The sequence below is a fragment of the Emticicia sp. SJ17W-69 genome (assembly GCF_051209875.1).
GTDB lineage: Bacteria > Bacteroidota > Bacteroidia > Cytophagales > Spirosomataceae > Emticicia.
In genome coordinates, this window is record NZ_JBNTQY010000001.1 from 4,275,263 (window position 1) to 4,292,364 (window position 17,102).

A 17,102-nucleotide genomic window follows, 5' to 3' on the forward strand; every position below is an offset into this window, starting at 1 on the left:
ATATTTTGAATTATAAGCTACTAATAAGTTTACTGTTTGCTTTTCTAATTGCCTCATGCCAAGAAAGAAAAGCAACACTTCATGTACTAAATATTGATAAAAACCTAAAAAAAACTGATAAAGGCTGGCTTTATAAAGGTCTGCCTTTTTCGGGCTTTATGCTTGAAAAGGAAGAAAATAGGGTAGTTTATCAATTACCCATTGCGGAAGGAAATGAGCAAGGCTTGGCAAAAGGTTGGTATAATAGTGGTGAAAAGCTCTTAGAGCGAATCTTTATTAATGGAAAAAAAGAAGGAGTTTTCAAACAATGGTGGCCAAACGGTAAGCTAAGATATTTATTTCATTATAAAAATGACCAATTCGATGGCAAACAATTGGTTTATTTCCCGAATGGAAAAGTAAGAGAAGAAAGCAATTATTTAATGGGCGAAAAAGAAGGAACACAAAGGGTTTGGGATGAAAACAGTAAATTGATTTCAAACTATTTTATTAAAAATAAAAGAATTTATGGTGTCCAGTCGGTTAAAAGTTGCATACCTGTGGATGGACATTGATAAAAAAATAATAAATTAGTTTAAGACAGCTTGAAAGCATTAAAATAATCTTGATTCAAGTATTTTATTGCTTTCAAGCTGTATCAAAAATTAGAACATTTTATCGAAACTCAAATACTCCACTTTTTCCATGAAAGGGAATAGAGGGAGGTGTTCAATATTTTTAACTACTTCTTGCATTTCAGTATCCTTAAAAACTAGCATTGCACCATCTTTTTCAGATTTGATATAGAAATTCTCTAAAATACCAGCCTCCTTCCAATGCATGATATGAGCCATTTCTTGTTTTCTTAGTTCTTCAAAATTTCCTTTTGAGTTATCAAAGTGCATCGTAATTAATACTGTGATTCTTTTCATTTTATTACTTGTTAAAATTAATGTCTTGGCAAAAGTATTACCTTTGTCTATTAATATAGCATAGACAATATTTATGTATATAGACTAAAATTTTAGACTAATGGAAAATACGACAATTAGAAAGACAAAAGATTTTACACCAGGGAATTGTCCAGTGGTATATTGTATGAATATTATTGGAGGAAAATGGAAGCCAAGCATCATTCACATGATACGAACCGACAGAAACAGATATAGCATTTTATTGAAAAATATTACTGAAATTAGTAAACAAACTTTGACCAATCAGTTACGAGAGTTAGAAGCCGACGGTATCATTGAAAGAATAATTTACCCAGAGATTCCACCAAGAGTTGAATACAAGATTACTTCTTATGGCAGCAGCCTATTGCCAATAATTGATAGTATGTATCAATGGGGCAGACAATACATGGCAATCGACAAAAAAAGCTATTGCGATGAAAAATAACAGTTAAATAGAAAAAAGTAGTGAATATTTGAGAGCATTCCTATTTGGCAAAGTCAGAATTATCGTTAAGTTATTACAATATCAAAAACTTTGTAAAACATTCAACTCACTAATTTTCTTTTAGACATTTCTCATTGCTTCATAAACTTACGCTATCTATTTTTACAAAAAAGTATTTTAGACGAAAAGTTTATCACCATGCTCATTACTCTCATTTTCATAATTGGCTACGCAGCTATTGCTTTTGAGCATCAAATCAAAATCAATAAAACAGCCTCCGCCCTACTTGTTGGCACAGTCTGTTGGACTTTTTATGTACTTGATAATCAAGAAATTACATCTATTCAAGAACAACTTTCGCATCATCTTTCAGGCATTGCAGAAATACTTTTTTTCTTACTTGGAGCAATGACTATCGTTGAGCTAATAGATGCTCATCAAGGTTTTAAGCTCATTACTGACCAAATTTCAAGTAAAAAATCTGTTTCTTTACTTTGGACAATTGGTCTCATTGCTTTTTTCCTCTCCGCCATTCTTGATAATCTTACGACATCTATTGTAATGGTTTCACTCTTACGAAAAATCATTTCTAATGCCGACCAACGTAAATTTTTTGCGGGAATAGTCATCATCGCTGCCAATGCGGGTGGAGCGTGGTCACCAATTGGAGATGTAACTACCACCATGCTTTGGATTGGCGGTCAAATCAGTGCAATAGGCATTATGAAACAATTATTCTTACCAAGCTTTGTTTCATTAGCGATTCCTTTGATTTATTTAAGTTTTAAAATGAAAGGTCAAATTATTGATAGTCAAGTTGTTAATGAAGACACTTTCACAGAAACAACACCAAAAGAGCGAAATATTATGTTCTTTGTGGGTCTTGGAACATTACTTTTTGTGCCAATCTTTAAAACTATTACTCACCTACCACCTTACATGGGCATGATGCTTGGTTTGGGTATAGTTTGGCTTGTGGGAGAAGTTTTACACAGCGAAAAAGACGAAGAAGAACGTAAACCCCTTACAGCCTCTTATGCTCTCAGTCGCATTGATTCGAGTAGTATTTTGTTCTTTTTGGGTATTTTATTGGCCATTTCTTGCTTAGAATCATCGAATCTTTTACACGATTTAGCGGCAAGTATGAATGAAAACATCGGAAATCAGGATATTATAGTTTTACTCATTGGTTTGGCTTCGGCGATTGTTGATAATGTACCTTTGGTAGCAGCTACAATGGGTATGTATGATTTGAGCTTATTTCCAACAGACCACAAAATTTGGGAATTTTTGGCTTATTGTGCTGGAACAGGTGGAAGTATTCTCATCATTGGTTCAGCAGCAGGTGTGGCGGTTATGGGCATGGAAAAAATAGATTTTGTTTGGTATTTGAAAAGAATATCTCTTTTAGCACTTTTAGGCTACTTTGCAGGAGCTGCAGTTTATTTATTTTTTTAGTTGTGAGGAGTTAGGTTGTAGGTTTTAAGAGGTAAAAATTAGAAGATATTAAGGTTTAGAAAATGAAGTTTTCAGAAATTTAGTCAGTATCTTGATTGAAAGCATCTCTCTTACCTACAAAAACTACCCCAACTCCTAATTCCCAGCCTCTAATTCCTAAAACCTACCTCCTAAAACCCAATTCCTACCCCCTAACTCCTAAAACAACCAATTGTCACAAAAATATTTGGAATATATTCGAGGGTTTTACACCTTTGTTACAATTTTAAACTTTAACAAATATTAATAAACCGATGAAAAAAATCAGTTTTGTATTTTCTGCACTATTAATAAGTACTATATCTTTTGCACAAACTGCCGAAGAAGTGGTAGGTAATTATGTAAAAGCAGTAGGCGGCATTCAAGCAATCGCCCAAATCAAAGATTTGACTGTTACCTTTACTGGCGAAGCACAAGGTGCATCATTAGAAATTGTCATTCAGAAAAAGCCATCTAATAAGTTTATTCAAACTGTCAGTGTAACTGGTATGGGTGAAGTTTCAAAAACTGTTTGTGATGGAACAAAAGCACAAATCGGTGGTATGCAAGGTTCTCAGGATATTACTGATGCAGCAAAGGTAAAATCTATTTCAATGCAAGCAATGATTGTTCCTGAAGCTGAATACATAGCTGCTGGTGCAAAACTTGTTTTGGTTGGTAAAGAAAAAGTGGGTGATGAAGAAGCATACAAAATTTCGGTAGAAGTAGGCGAAACTAAATTGACAGAGTTTTATTCAGTAGCAAGTGGCTTAAAAATTCGCCAAGTGATTACTGCTGAAACACCAATGGGTTCGCAAACGATAACATCTGATTATGCAGATTATAGAGCTGTCAATGGCGTAAAATTACCTTACAAAATGAGCCAAGATTTAGGCATGATGCAATTGGCATTGACCGCTTCAAAAATCGAAGCAAATACTAATTTAGCTGATGCTTTATTTGTAATCAAGTAAGACTAATTGATTTATAATTTGATTTCTTTCAATGAAAATTTTCTTTTCAAGAATGATAGATTTGAGGAATAGCTTCTTAGGGCTATTCCTCTTTTTGTCTTTATGGGCATCAGGGCAAAATAGGTATGAATTTACGCACCCTCAAATGGGTACGATGTTCAAAATTATCCTTTATTCCACCGACTCGTTATCAGCCATCCATGCTTCTCAAAAAGCATTTTCTCGCCTTGATGAATTAAATCTTATATTGAGTGATTACAGAGAAGATAGTGAAATCAATCGTTTGTGTCGCACATCAGGAACAAATGAATACATCAAAGTAAGCAATGATTTATGGGAAATTTTACAAGAATCTACTAAAGCTGCGAAACTATCTAAGGGATATTTTGACGTAACCATTGGCCCAATGACGCAACTTTGGCGAAGAATGAAACGTCAAAAACAATTGCCCAGTCAACAACAAATTGATGAAGCACGAGCCAAAATTGGCATAGAAAATATTAGCTTCAATGCAAAAAAACAATCAATTATGCTAAAAAAACAAGGAATGAGAATCGATTTTGGCGGGATTGGTAAAGGCTTTGCCGAAGATAAAATGATCAAAGTGTTGCAAAAAAATGGCATCAAATCTGTCTTGATTGAAGCTGGTGGAAATATAGTGGTTGGTGATTCACCAACTGACTCACCAAATGGTTGGGAAATAGCTATTAAAGATAAAAAATACTTCTTGAAAAATTGTGGCATTTCTACATCAGGAGATTTGTATCAATTTGTTGAGATCGAAGGTAAAAAATATGCTCATATTCTCGACCCAAAAACTGGTATTGGCTTTACCGAACCTCGACAAATAAGCGTTGTTGCCAAAGATGGAACAAGTTCTGATTGGCTTTCAACGGCACTCTACTTAATGAAACAAAAAGATGGAGAAAAATTAATCAAAAAACTGAAAGTAAGAGCTTTCTAAAATCAATCTCTTTTATCTTCTTTCAAGGCGTAAGTTAATTTTGTCATATAAAAAACTTCACGATTCAATAAATCATTGTTTTTTCTGATACTTTGATAGCCATAAGCTAAAAAACTATGGCCATACCAAGCCGCTAAGTTTGTTTGTTCAGCATTCGTAATTTTTTCAACATCTGTGCCTTTTTTCAAATCGAAAGTTTCTAATTCTTTTGCTTTTTCATTGCCCCGAATCACCACTGTTCTGATTAAGCTTTCGTCAGGATAGGCCAATATTTGAAAATCATCTTGCTGTGTGAGTTGTACTTTTGCATTCAGTTCACTACTTTCAATCTCTTTCAAGGAAACACTGTTATCCCAAAGCATTTTTCCGTTTTTATCAAAACCACAAATAATAGCGTGTGAATAGCGGAAATTATTATAAATATCATTACCGATGCGGTAGTTTCGCCATGAACCCCAAGTCGTGGCATTTGTATTGGATTTATATTCAGGATAAAAAATCTCAGCCAAAACCACCCATCCATCATTCGTTGGAATGAGGTCGTGCAACAATAATCTATACCTCAGTTTGATTTCTTTCCCTTTTTTCTTTTTTTGGCTGATTCTGGTCTTTATTTTTTCTTCTCTTTTAGGGGTCATGAATCGAAAAAAGTTTTGTAAATCAGCAAAGTTGATATATTGTGTTTTTGAATCGTCCGATAGGTTTTGTAAGTAAATTCCGAGCGAAAGTTGCGAACATCCCTCGGCATAATTACCCATTAAAATAGGTTTTTGAGAATCTATTTTCAATAACTCTCCTGAAATTGGGGCAGTTTGTTTATCTCCCAGTGCCAATGAATTGATTAATTTCCCTTCATAAGAATAGGTTTTCAAAATAAACTGACAATTTCGTTCATTTTTAAGCATCAAATAAACTTTTCCGTTTTGCTCATCAACATCTAAATCATTGATTAACAGGTAGTTATTGTGTATTTCTGGTAATACTTTTGAAGATTTATCAAAAAAACTAAACATCACTACAACGGGGCGTTCGTTGTATTTTCCACCTATAAAAGCCTTACTTGATAAAACCACAAAGTGTTCAATTTCAACATTGGTGAGTAAATTCCCTTCCACATAAGTTTTATCACCAGTTTCAAAATCTATCCTCAAAACCCCAATCTCAATTTTATCATCTTTCTTAAATAAAGCATATAAAAAACGCTCGTTGTAATAGGTTTTTTCAAGATCATAGCCTTCATCTGGCAAAAATGTAGTTTTCCAAATTTGGGTGAGCGTACTATCATATTTATAGAAATCAAGGGTAAATTTTCGTCGATATGCTTCTTTTTTTGATTGAAGCAAAACCACTCCATTTTCTTTCAATGGAATAAGGAGATTTTCTTCTTCTAAATTACTATTTTGTTCAAATTCTATACGTTTTCCTTGCGTCAATTGAGCAGAAGCAGAAAATGACATTAGCAAAATAAAAAAGATAAGTGTCTGATATGGGTGCTTTTTCATAAAAATAATACTAAAAAATAATCACTTCCCTCGCAAACCTAATTCAATAACCTCTAAGTTAGACATTTTTCCAGAATCAAGCGTAAATCTAAGTAAAGTTTTCATTTGATGCCATCCCACTTTTCCTGCAGCCCCTGGATTTAGATAAATTAAATTATTATGTTTTGCATCACGCATGGCTTTCAGCATGTGCGAATGCCCACAGACAAAAACATCGGGTATTTGTATTTTAAATTGTTTTTTCACCAAAGAATTATAATTTGGTGGATACCCTCCTATGTGAGTCATCCAAACATTCAGCCCTTCTATCGTAAAATGTTGATTTTCAGGCACTAACCATTGAATCTCTTTGGCATCAATATTTCCAAAAACAAATTTTGTTGGCTTAAATGCTTGCAGTTTATCAATAATCTCGATCGAACCAATATCACCTGCATGCCAAATCTCGTCACAATCTTTAAAATGCTCAAATACGGTTTCGTCTAAAAACCCGTGTGTATCTGATATGAGGCCGATTTTAGTCATATAATATTGAGTGAATGAGTGATTGGTGAATGTGCGATTTAGTGATTTTTTTAACGTGTACTTAATTTTTACTTATCTAATCATACATTCACCAATCACTCATTCGCCAATTCTCTTAGTTTTATATACTTCAAAGTCGCATAAACGGCTTGTGAAAATGCCCATACAAAACCTCGATAACCATTCAGGAAATTTAATCTAATGAAATATTCTGTAAAAAACGCGATCGGAAATTTAGTAATAATTTTGAATAAAGATGCCTTCTTTCCTCGTTTATGTAGCTCTTTTGCTCCACGAGAAGAGTAATTATTGATTTTCTGAAAACATTCTGACAAATCAGCATAACTATAATGTAAAACATGGTTTTTGAGTGTCAATGTTTTGCCGTTCAATATAATATCTTCATGTACTTCTCTGTCATTATAATTTCCAAATTTTCGATTGAAAAGTCTGAGATGAGGCATTTTATACTCACGCCCGTATCGCATCATTCCACCCAAAAACATCAAGGTATTCGGAATCATAAAACCCTGATATTCAGTATTTTGCAATACATCATCAATTTCTTTTTTTAATTCTAACGTTACAACCTCATCAGCATCCACAATAAAAATCCAATCGTTTTTTGCTTGGTCAACAGCAAAATGTTTTTGAGTTCCAAAACCATCAAATTGACGGTACATTGTTTTACATCCAAACTCACAAGCAACTGTCAAAGTTTCGTCTTTACTTCCACTATCAACTACCACAATTTCATCAGCCCAGCCAGCTACGGCTGCTAAAACTTCTTTGATGGTTCGACGATTATTGAGGGTAATAATTACAACAGAAACTTTCATAATTAGGGTTTTAAGTTCCAAAGTTAAGATTTTTGGTTTTTGAATTGTAATTTTGTTGTTAATTTAAAACCTGTAAGGTCTTTTTTTGACCTTACAGGTTTTGCGAAAACCATAAAAAAATGATAGAAACCCACGCACATATTTACGATGAGCAATTTGACACCGACCGAGATGCGATGCTTGAAAGGGCATTTTCGGCTGGAATCAAGCAAATTTGGATGCCAAACTGCGACCATGAAACCATTAATGGAATGCTTACTTTGGAGCATCAATACCCCAATGTTTGTCATGCCATGATGGGTTTGCACCCTTGTTATGTAAAAGAAAACTTTGAAGAAGAGTTAGCTATTATTGAGCAATGGCTCGAACAAAGAAAATTTATTATGATTGGTGAAATTGGCATTGATTTTTATTGGGATTTAACTTTTGTTGACCAACAAGAAGAGGTCTTTTTGCGACAACTGGCATTAGCTAAAAAGTATAATTTGCCCATTTGTATTCATTCACGCAACTCGAAAAACAATGAGCATAACGCAATTCTTCGTTGTGTTGAGCTCATCAAAAAGTTTGGATGGAAAGATTTAAGAGGTATTTTTCATTGTTTTTCTGGAAATTTGGCTGAAGCACAACAAGTTGTTGAACTGAATTTTATGCTTGGCATCGGTGGAGTAGCTACTTTCAAAAATGGCGGAATGGAAAATGTACTGCCTTTCATTGACTTAAAAAGTATTGTTCTTGAAACCGACTCGCCCTATCTTGCTCCAGTGCCACATCGAGGTAAAAGAAATGAAGTCATGTATCTTGAATTAGTTGCTAAACGAATTGCTGAATTAAAACAAATAGAATTGAGTGAAGTTTTACGGCAAACTACCCAAAATGCTTTATCTTTGATTGAAATGATTTAAAAAAGCAAGCATGAATATTTTTGTTACGCTCACATGGCTTATCATTTTTTGTTCGATATTTTCATATATCAACATCAAGTTTTTGAAGCTACCTAATAGTATTGGTTTGATGTTGATCGCCGTGTTCATGTCCTTATGTATTTTAGTTTTGGGAAGAAACTATGCCGAAGTTGCCCTCTTCAAGGAATTTGTGAATAGTTTCAATTTTTCGGAATTTTTACTGGAATACATGTTATGCTTTTTGCTCTTTGCAGGTTCATTACATGTTGATATTCAGCAACTTAATCAACAGCGAAAACCTATAATTATCTTCACTATATTAGGTGTTATACTTGCCACATTGCTTATTGGTTATGCTCTTTTCTGGATAGCACCTTTGTTTGGATTCAAGATTCCTTTGGTTTATTGTTTTTTATTTGGGGCTTTGATTTCTCCAACCGACCCAATTGCAGTTTTGGGCATTTTGAAAGAAGCCAAAGTGCCTAAGAATGAGGAAGTGATCATTACAGGAGAATCACTTTTTAATGATGGCGTGGGTGTAGTAGTTTTCTTAACAATACTGCATTCTTTAGAAGGAAATAGTGCAGAAACACTTTCTTTTCAAGCCATTTGGAAAACATTTTTGGTAGAAGTTGGTGGCGGATTATTGCTTGGATTTATGGTTGGTTATCTCGGGAATAAACTACTCAAAAGTATTGACCATTATCAAACTGAAGTGATGATTACCCTCGCAATGGTGATGGGAGGCTATACTCTAGCAAAATACCTACATACATCTGGGCCTCTGGCAATGGTAGTAGCTGGGCTTTACATTGGTAATATTGGGCGTGAAGTAGCGATGTCGGACATCACCAAACAACAAGTTGATACTTTTTGGGGGTTGATAGATGATCTTCTCAATGCATTTCTTTTCGTATTAATTGGATTTGCTATTGTGAGCATTCCAAACTTAGAACAACATATTTTTTTAGGAATAAGCGTTGTTTTTATTGTGTTAATAATCAGATATTTGTCTATTATTATTCCTTTCAAATTATTGGATTTTAAGAAACTATTAAACCGAAACTTCCCTTTAATTATGACTTGGGGAGGTTTGCGTGGAGGCATTTCTATTGCACTTGCACTCTCGTTGCCAGATTTTGAGTATAAACCTTTAATAATCAGCATCACTTATATTGTAGTTTTGTTTGCAGTTTTAGTACAAGGTTTAAGTTTGGGTAAATTGGTAAAATATTTGAAAGAGAAATAGATTAATTCAGTCGGCAGACGATTGCCTATGGTATAAAATATCATTGAAGTATCTGTCGCAAGAAGAAAATCATCAATCGAAAAAAATTATATAAAACATTGAATTTAAAAACCATTTTCCTCGGTATTATATTCGCTGCACTCTGGGCATCCGCATCAGCGGCAGCAAAAATCGGACTTCATTCGGTTGAGCCTTTGGTGCTTTTCCAAGTTCGCTTTTTAGTGGCAGGAGTTGGGATGCTTGCTTATTCTTTTTTTGTTCAAAAAGACCGCCTTCCACAAGGCAAAGAATGGAAAGAATTAACCATTTTTGGCTTACTCAACGTAACACTTTATTTGAGTTTTTTTGTACTCGGTGTCAAAGAAGTAGCTGCAGGTATTGGCAGCCTTTCTACAGCAACCAATCCTCTGTTTATCAGCATTTTATCTGCATTTTGGTTAGGTAAAAATGTAAAGTTTTCAGAATGGATTGCTGTATTTTTAGGAATGTTTGGCGTAGGAATTGCTTGTTATCCACTTATTCAAAATAGTTTTGCAACACCTTTGGGACTTTTTTACATGTTCCTTTGTATGCTTTCTTATTCGGTCGGAACAATTTATTACTCAAATATCAACTGGAAACTTTCACGGACTTCCATCAATGGTTGGCAAGTTTTTTTGGGTGGAATTTTGATGCTTCCACTTACTTTTTTACTACATAAAGCACCTAATAATTACGACCTGACTTTCTTATTATCAGAAATTTGGCTTATCGTTCCAGTTTCCATTATTGCTGTTAATTTATGGTTATATTTACTTAAAATTGATGCTGTAAAAGCTTCCTTTTTCTTGTTTTTATGTCCAATATTTGGTTTTACTTATTCTTATTTTTTGCTCGATGAACCTATTACTTATCATACTTTTTTGGGTACAGCTTTAGTAATCATAGGACTTTATGTAGGACAGCGAGAGAAACAGAAAGTATAATTTTTATTAAAAAATAAACGTTTAATGATGAATTTTCGTTAAAATCAAAGCTATCAACCATTCCTATGAAATATTCTCTCCTTATCGCTTTTTCAACGGCAATTTTGCTTTGTGCTACTTTGATGAATTCTTGTACCAAACAAGAGCAAGAACAAGTGACGGCCGATGCGGCAAGTTTTGATTTGATTCAAGATAAAATTTTAACAAAAAGTTGTGCAATTTCGGGTTGCCATTCTTCCGAAACAGATGGCACATTTGGACAACATGGATTAATTTTGGCAAAAGGCAAAGCTTATAAAAATTTGTATAATATTGACCCAAGTAATGTTGGAGCAAAGCAAGATGGCTTAAAACGTGTCAAACCATTCAAATCTTTAGAAAGTTTGTTTTTCAATAAACTTTTCTATGATGCAAGTCATCATGGCGGCAAAAGTTATGGAGCAGTAATGCCATTGGGAGGAGATTTACTTTCTTATGGTCAATTGGAGTTTATTAGGCGTTGGATAGAAGCGGGAGCTCCCGAAAAAGGAAGTGTTGCAGATGTCTCATTACTCAATGATACCACACCAAGTGATGCACTGTTTATAAGTTTGCTTAAGCCTAACCCGGGAACTGGTTTTCAAATGACTTTAGACAAATTTGATGTAGCCCCAAATTTCGAGCGTGAATTTTTTGTTAGAAAGGCTCTTGGAAATACTGAAACTGTCTATGTCAATCGCATACAAATAGCTATGCGTACGGGCAGTCACCATTTCATTTTATATGGTTTTCGAGACCAAACCAACTTAGCTCCGCTCAACCAAGTGCGTGATTTGCGAAATGCTGATGGAACATATAACCTCGTTACTTTTGCTCAAATGAACAATCATATTTTTAATTTTGGTGGGAGCGAATCAAGTCTTGATTATACTTTTCCTACTGGTACAGCGGTGGAAGTCCCAGCCAATGCAACTTTTGATATGAATTCTCACTACTATAACAAAGGCACCAAACCACTACCTGGAGAAGTCAATATCAATTTATACACTACTAAGAAAGAAAATGTCAAAAATATCTTAAAAGTGATTGATTTTGGCAATCAAAACCTTACCATTCCACCAAAACAACGAACTGTAATTTCAAAAGATTTTACTTTCGACAAAAACGTAAAGATTGTAACCCTTTTCTCGCATACACATAAATTGGGTGAAAAGTTTGAGATTTTGATTAAAGGTGGGGCAAGAAATGGCGAGCTGGTTTATACTTCGACTAATTGGGAACATCCTGAAAAAACTGATTATCCTACCTATATTTCCTTGAAAAAAGGCGAAGGTTTGACCTCAAGAATTACTTACAATAACTTTACTGATAAAACAGTAAGATTTGGTTTAACCACCGAAGACGAAATGGGAATTATTTTTGGGTATTATTTTGAAGAATAAGGCTTTAATCTTGATATAAAAACGAAAGGAATAACATGAAAAAACAACTTATTCTTCTATTTGCCATCGCTTTTTTTGCCGCTTCCTGTGGGAATAACGCTGAAATAGAAAACTTAAAAAAAGAAAATGCCGCTTTAGTAGAACAAATAAATGCCTTAAAAGCAGGCACTTATGCAAAATCACCCAAATACTTTTTGAAGCTTCGATTGAAGCAATCACATCTTTCTTTAAGTATAAAAAAACATGTAAAGGATGCTATAAATGCCATAGAGTTTGAGCTACCCGTTGATAAAGACTTTTATGACTCAGTTTCTGAAGGCACTGAAATTATTGATAAATTTCGCTTTGGTTCTTTTATTTTATACGGAAATTGGGGCGATTGGGAGATGGCTGTTAAGGAAAAGTATGTAAAATAGTACATTTGGTTTCGACTTCGTTCAACCAACTGAATCAGAAAAAACTTGATAAATAATTACTAATCTTTTGCTAAACTAATGAAAAAACTACTAACAATCTTTCTTGCAAGTTTCGCCTTGATTTCTTGCAAGAAAGAGGAAGACAAAAACAAAAATGAAAAACTCATTAGACAATATTTCGAGCATTTTAATAAGCACGATTGGAATAAAATGGCCGCAATGTATGCCGAAACTACCGAATTTAAAGACCCTTCGCTCGGGCAGGGAATTGTGAAGCAATCTCGTGAACAAACAATCAAAAAATACAGTGAACTCAATCAAATATTTCCTGATCTCAATGATAAAATAACAAACATTTATCCTTCAGGCGAAAACCATATAATTGTAGAATTTATTTCGAGTGGCACAGCACCAGATAATTCAAAGTTTGAACTACCCATCTGTACTATTTTCACTATCGAAAACGGTATAATTACAAAGGATTTTACCTATTTTGATAATTTTGACGAGCCAAATAACAAACAGTAAAGCTGTTTTTAGTGCATTTAACAAAATGTCACGTTTTAACATTAAAAAGCGATGTAAATATTTCAATATTTACATCGCTTTTTTTGTGCATCCGTTGTAAATTGATAAATTACCACAAAATTGAAAAAGCTATAAAAAATGAAATTTAAACTGACCATCTACACATTCATTGTGTTTGGGTTTTTGACGTGTAATAGTTCGAACAAAAGCCATTATGTCATCAAAACCCCTAAGAACAAAAATGTTCCCTACCTTATTATTAAATCTGCTAAAGAGATCATTGATTCCCCAAAAAGAAAAGCAAGTTTGAGTATCGTGCTAAAAGATAGTACTATATTTAATTCAGACATTGGAATTGAGCTACGAGGAGCAGTTTCTCAAATGTTTTATGATAAAAAATCTTATGGTTTTGAGCTTCGAGATGCTAAAAATGAATCTTTGGCAGCTCCGCTTTTAGGTTTACCAAAAAACTCGGCTTGGATACTACACGGCCCTTATGGTGATAAAACACTTTTGCGAAATACAGTTGCCTACAAAATCTCGAATGACATTGGGCGATATGCCGCTCGAACTAAGTTTGTAGAATTAGAAATCAATGGTGAATATCTCGGATTTTATGTTTTGATGGAAAAGCTCAAACAAGACAACGACCGAATAAAAATTACCAAATTGAGCAAAAACGATACTATTGCCGAGAAAATTACAGGCGGGTATATCTTGAAAATTGATAAAACAGCAGGCAATAGTAATGACCAAACAAATTATTCGAGCGAAAATGCATTTCCATCTCGCTACGATACCAAAGGCAGACTTAGTAAGCGAAATATTATACATTTTTTATATGAATATCCAAAACCAAAGAATATTTCGCCGATTCAGCAACGATACATTCAAAATTATATGGCTGAATTTGAAAATGCCTTAGCCTCTGAAAACTTCAAAGATGAAGTAAAAGGTTATCAAAACTATATTGATGTTGATAGTTTTATTGATTTTTTTATCTTGACCGAACTTATGCAAAACCATGATGGCTATCGACTTAGCACATATTTGCAAAAAGACCGAGGCAAAAAACTGCAAATGGGTCCAATATGGGATTTTGATATTGCTTTTGGTTCGGATAACGGTTTTTGTGATGGCATGAATCGCCATGCTTGGGTGTTTCAATACAATCAATATTGCGGGGGCGATACTTGGCTCGTACCTTTTTGGTGGAAACGCTTGATGGCCGATGAAACTTTTAAAAATAAATTGATTGCAAGATGGAAAAGTCTTCGAGTAACACAACTATCTGATAATCAATTAGATAAAACGATTGATGATTTTTCAAAACAAATCACTGAAAGCGGAATGGTGGCTCGAAATTTTGAAAGATGGGATATTTTAGATGAAAGAATTACGCCAAATTCGACCAAAGGTTCGCACGAAAAAGAAATTGTCAGAATGAAATCTTGGCTAAAAACTCATGCCTTATGGATTGATGAAAATATTGGAAGATTGTGAAGTTTTTTTTATAAATTTGATAAACAATAACTCACATGAAGATTCTTTTTGTATTATTTCTTTTTTCTTTTAACACCTCTTTCGGGCAGGAAGTGAAAGAGATTGTACGAAGTATTTATTTTGGTGGTGGCAGTGCATATATCGACAGACAACAAGCCCAAGAGCTATATGATTTTGTAAAAAGCATCAAACACCTTGAATACTACGAAATCAATATCATGAGCCACACCGATAATATTGGTGGTAGGGAATACAACGAATATTTGAGCAGAATGAGAAGTAAATCAGTAATCGACCTACTAAGAGCGATGGAAATTTCTCAAGAAAAGCTACGATTTAAAGATTTTGCCTTCGAGGCTCCTGCTTACGATAATAATACATGGGAAGGCCGTGAACGAAACCGTAGAGTTGATATTCAATTTAAGCCGATTGTGTTTTGAAGGGAGGTTTATATCATTCTGCCGTCAAATAATAGCATAAACGATTGACTCTTTCACTTATTAATGTGTAAGTCATGACTGATTCTGTAATATTTATTTGTGAACCATAACCATATTTGGAATAGTTAGACCAACTTCTGAAAACTTCATTTGTAAAACCTGTCTCTGCTTCAAAAAATTTAAGCCAAGTTCTTTGGCTTATTCTTAGTTTTTCTTGGTCTTCTTTTTTGAGCATTTGAAGTGCTTCTTTATATACAATATTCAATAAAGAATCCATTTTAACAGTACCCTCATAATAGCAACCTCTCATTCCAAGTGTGGAACTGCCTTCATTTGTACTCAGACATTTTTTGACAAAACTATCAATTTGAGAAATTCGTTTGTCATTGCTTCTCAGCATTTCATAATTATCAAAAACTTTCGATTGAGCTTTTGCAAAAAAACAATTCATAAAAAAGAAAGCAATTCCTATAAATTTTATTTGTTTTTTCATAGGTTTTTATGTGGATTTAATAAATTCTCAAATTTTATTCAAACTTAGTTTACAACGAATTTTATGACAATTATCGTTTGTATGTAAAAAATAAATTATCTTTTTGTTTATTTGAAAAGTTTATTTTAAATAAATTAAGCATCTAAAAAGAAAGAAATACCTCAATTCTTTATAAATTGCTTGTCAATCTTCAACGCTAAAACTTTACCTTATCTAAATGCAAAACCAACTCAATCGCCGTGATTTTATTCGCCAAAGTAGCCTTGCTGCTCTGGGACTTGCCATTACGCCCAGTTTTCTCAAAAAAGTAGCTCCCAGCGACCGCTTGCGAGTGGCACACATAGGAATCAATGGCATGGGAACACAGCATTTGAAATGGTTTGCAGCTTTGCCCGAAGTGGAGATTGTTGGCCTTTGCGATTTAGATAAAGACCATTTAGCCAAAGCTAAGAATTTACTCACCGAGCTACATCCCGATACAAAAGCTCAAACTTATGATGATTTTAGAAGAATTTTAGATAGAAAAGACATTGATGCCATCACCTGTGCTACGCCCGACCATTGGCACGCACAAATTGCCATCATGGCGTTTCAAGCTGGTAAAGACGTTTATGGGGAAAAACCACTCTCTTATAATGTACGTGAAGGCCAACAGATGCTAAAGGCGATGAAAAAGCACGACCGAATTTTTCAGCTCGGCACACAAATTCACGCGGGTGAAAATTATCACCGAGTAGCCGAAATTATTCAATCAGGAGCAATCGGAAAAGTGAAAACTGTCAGACTTTGGAAAACTGGTTTTCCGCCAGTGCTGGGTCCTGCCAATTATCAAACACCACCTGCCAATTTGAATTGGGATATGTGGCTCGGGCCTGCCCCCTACTCACAATATACGCCTGAGCGTTGTCATTTCAGCTATCGTTATTTTCTTGATTATTCGGGCGGCGTTTTTCAAGATTTTTGGTGTCATATTGCTGATATTGTTTGGTGGTCTATTTCACCAAAAAACCTTACGAGAGTGAAAGCCAAAGGCGAAGCTCCCGAAGGCACTGGCGATGCACCAAAATGGATTGACATTGAATATGATTTTGAAGACCTAAAACTTTATTGGACATCAACTCCACCGAATGTTCCAGGTGCAGAAAAACGTGGCATCGGAGCATATTTTGAAGGAGAAAAAGGCACTTTGATTTGTGATTATACCACCAAAGAAATTACAATCAATGGCGTGACGATGAGTGATATTCCCGAAATACCAAAAATCATCGAACGCTCGTCGGGGCATCAGCAAAATTTTGTAACGGCTGTAAAAAACCGTACCCAACCACAATCGAATCTGGAATATGCTCGTCAAATGACCATGCCGATGCACTTGGGGCTTATTTCTTATCGTTTAGGCGGAAAAGAATTACATTGGAATGCCAAGAAAGAGAAGTTTCGTCACGATGCCGAAGCCAACGCTTTTCTTTCAAGAGAATATCGCAAGCCCTGGGATTTGATTTGAAAATTCAAAATTATGTAC

General features: G+C 34.5%; 19 protein-coding genes. 14 read left to right on the top strand and 5 right to left on the bottom strand.

From position 1 onward, the window contains the following. Positions 1-5: 5 nt before the first annotated feature. Positions 6-554 (top strand): toxin-antitoxin system YwqK family antitoxin, encoded by a 549-nt coding sequence (locus tag ACQUQZ_RS17335; protein ID WP_435356324.1) that lies wholly within the window; start codon positions 6-8, stop codon positions 552-554. Between the two features lie 90 nt (positions 555-644). Here the strand turns inward: ACQUQZ_RS17335 and ACQUQZ_RS17340 are convergent, their stop codons facing one another. Beyond that, a complete protein-coding gene (locus ACQUQZ_RS17340; RefSeq protein WP_435356326.1) occupies positions 645-911 on the bottom strand; it encodes a hypothetical protein in 267 nt (88 codons plus the stop codon). 100 nt (positions 912-1,011) lie between these two features. Here ACQUQZ_RS17340 and ACQUQZ_RS17345 point away from each other — a divergent pair, with 100 nt between their 5' ends. The 4 genes from ACQUQZ_RS17345 to ACQUQZ_RS17360 all read left to right on the top strand — a co-directional run bounded on the left by ACQUQZ_RS17345 (position 1,012) and on the right by ACQUQZ_RS17360 (position 4,794). After that, positions 1,012-1,380: a winged helix-turn-helix transcriptional regulator gene (locus ACQUQZ_RS17345; protein WP_435356328.1), complete on the top strand. Its 369-nt coding sequence runs from the start codon at positions 1,012-1,014 to the stop codon at positions 1,378-1,380. A 198-nt stretch (positions 1,381-1,578) separates the two neighbouring features. Then, the gene (nhaD, locus tag ACQUQZ_RS17350; RefSeq protein ID WP_435356329.1) at positions 1,579-2,838 is read left to right on the top strand and encodes a sodium:proton antiporter NhaD; all 1,260 of its coding nucleotides are present in this window, start codon (positions 1,579-1,581) and stop codon (positions 2,836-2,838) included. Between the two features lie 293 nt (positions 2,839-3,131). After that, the gene (locus ACQUQZ_RS17355) at positions 3,132-3,830 is read left to right on the top strand and encodes a hypothetical protein (protein WP_435356331.1); all 699 of its coding nucleotides are present in this window, start codon (positions 3,132-3,134) and stop codon (positions 3,828-3,830) included. A gap of 31 nt (positions 3,831-3,861) precedes the next feature. After that, on the top strand, positions 3,862-4,794 hold the full coding sequence (locus ACQUQZ_RS17360) for an FAD:protein FMN transferase (protein WP_435356332.1): 933 nt from the start codon (positions 3,862-3,864) through the stop codon (positions 4,792-4,794). A gap of 2 nt (positions 4,795-4,796) precedes the next feature. On the opposite strand, the gene ACQUQZ_RS17365 is transcribed toward ACQUQZ_RS17360, so the two are convergent. The 3 genes from ACQUQZ_RS17365 to ACQUQZ_RS17375 form a co-directional block, all read right to left on the bottom strand. Then, positions 4,797-6,296, bottom strand: a complete 1,500-nt coding sequence (locus tag ACQUQZ_RS17365; protein ID WP_435356334.1) for a hypothetical protein — start codon at positions 6,294-6,296, stop codon at positions 4,797-4,799. 21 nt (positions 6,297-6,317) lie between these two features. Then, positions 6,318-6,821, bottom strand: coding sequence for a metallophosphoesterase family protein (locus ACQUQZ_RS17370; protein WP_435356335.1), 504 nt, complete (start codon positions 6,819-6,821; stop codon positions 6,318-6,320). 95 nt (positions 6,822-6,916) lie between these two features. Then, entirely contained in the window at positions 6,917-7,660 is a 744-nt protein-coding gene (locus tag ACQUQZ_RS17375; RefSeq protein WP_435356337.1) for a glycosyltransferase family 2 protein, read from the bottom strand. A 119-nt stretch (positions 7,661-7,779) separates the two neighbouring features. On the opposite strand from ACQUQZ_RS17375, the gene ACQUQZ_RS17380 reads away from it, so the two are divergent. The 8 genes from ACQUQZ_RS17380 to ACQUQZ_RS17415 all read left to right on the top strand — a co-directional run bounded on the left by ACQUQZ_RS17380 (position 7,780) and on the right by ACQUQZ_RS17415 (position 15,087). Next, a complete protein-coding gene (locus ACQUQZ_RS17380) occupies positions 7,780-8,565 on the top strand; it encodes a TatD family hydrolase (protein ID WP_435356339.1) in 786 nt (261 codons plus the stop codon). Between the two features lie 10 nt (positions 8,566-8,575). Beyond that, on the top strand, positions 8,576-9,814 hold the full coding sequence (locus ACQUQZ_RS17385) for a cation:proton antiporter (protein ID WP_435356341.1): 1,239 nt from the start codon (positions 8,576-8,578) through the stop codon (positions 9,812-9,814). A 98-nt stretch (positions 9,815-9,912) separates the two neighbouring features. Continuing rightward, complete coding sequence (locus ACQUQZ_RS17390) at positions 9,913-10,779, top strand: DMT family transporter (RefSeq protein WP_435356342.1); 867 nt, start codon at positions 9,913-9,915, stop codon at positions 10,777-10,779. A gap of 65 nt (positions 10,780-10,844) precedes the next feature. Next, entirely contained in the window at positions 10,845-12,200 is a 1,356-nt protein-coding gene (locus tag ACQUQZ_RS17395; protein ID WP_435356344.1) for a hypothetical protein, read from the top strand. Between the two features lie 35 nt (positions 12,201-12,235). Next, complete coding sequence (locus tag ACQUQZ_RS17400) at positions 12,236-12,616, top strand: hypothetical protein (RefSeq protein ID WP_435356345.1); 381 nt, start codon at positions 12,236-12,238, stop codon at positions 12,614-12,616. Between the two features lie 78 nt (positions 12,617-12,694). Beyond that, positions 12,695-13,144 carry a nuclear transport factor 2 family protein gene (locus ACQUQZ_RS17405; RefSeq protein ID WP_435356347.1) on the top strand — a complete coding sequence of 150 codons (450 nt, stop codon included), beginning with the start codon at positions 12,695-12,697 and terminating at the stop codon, positions 13,142-13,144. A 138-nt stretch (positions 13,145-13,282) separates the two neighbouring features. After that, the gene (locus ACQUQZ_RS17410; protein ID WP_435356348.1) at positions 13,283-14,647 is read left to right on the top strand and encodes a CotH kinase family protein; all 1,365 of its coding nucleotides are present in this window, start codon (positions 13,283-13,285) and stop codon (positions 14,645-14,647) included. Positions 14,648-14,682: 35 nt separating this feature from the next. After that, positions 14,683-15,087, top strand: a complete 405-nt coding sequence (locus tag ACQUQZ_RS17415) for an OmpA family protein (protein ID WP_435356349.1) — start codon at positions 14,683-14,685, stop codon at positions 15,085-15,087. Positions 15,088-15,100: 13 nt separating this feature from the next. Here ACQUQZ_RS17415 and ACQUQZ_RS17420 read toward each other — a convergent pair whose 3' ends face one another. Next, on the bottom strand, positions 15,101-15,580 hold the full coding sequence (locus tag ACQUQZ_RS17420; RefSeq protein ID WP_435356351.1) for a lysozyme inhibitor LprI family protein: 480 nt from the start codon (positions 15,578-15,580) through the stop codon (positions 15,101-15,103). 217 nt (positions 15,581-15,797) lie between these two features. Here ACQUQZ_RS17420 and ACQUQZ_RS17425 point away from each other — a divergent pair, with 217 nt between their 5' ends. Continuing rightward, entirely contained in the window at positions 15,798-17,084 is a 1,287-nt protein-coding gene (locus ACQUQZ_RS17425; RefSeq protein ID WP_435356353.1) for a Gfo/Idh/MocA family protein, read from the top strand. The last annotated feature ends 18 nt before the right edge of the window (positions 17,085-17,102 follow it).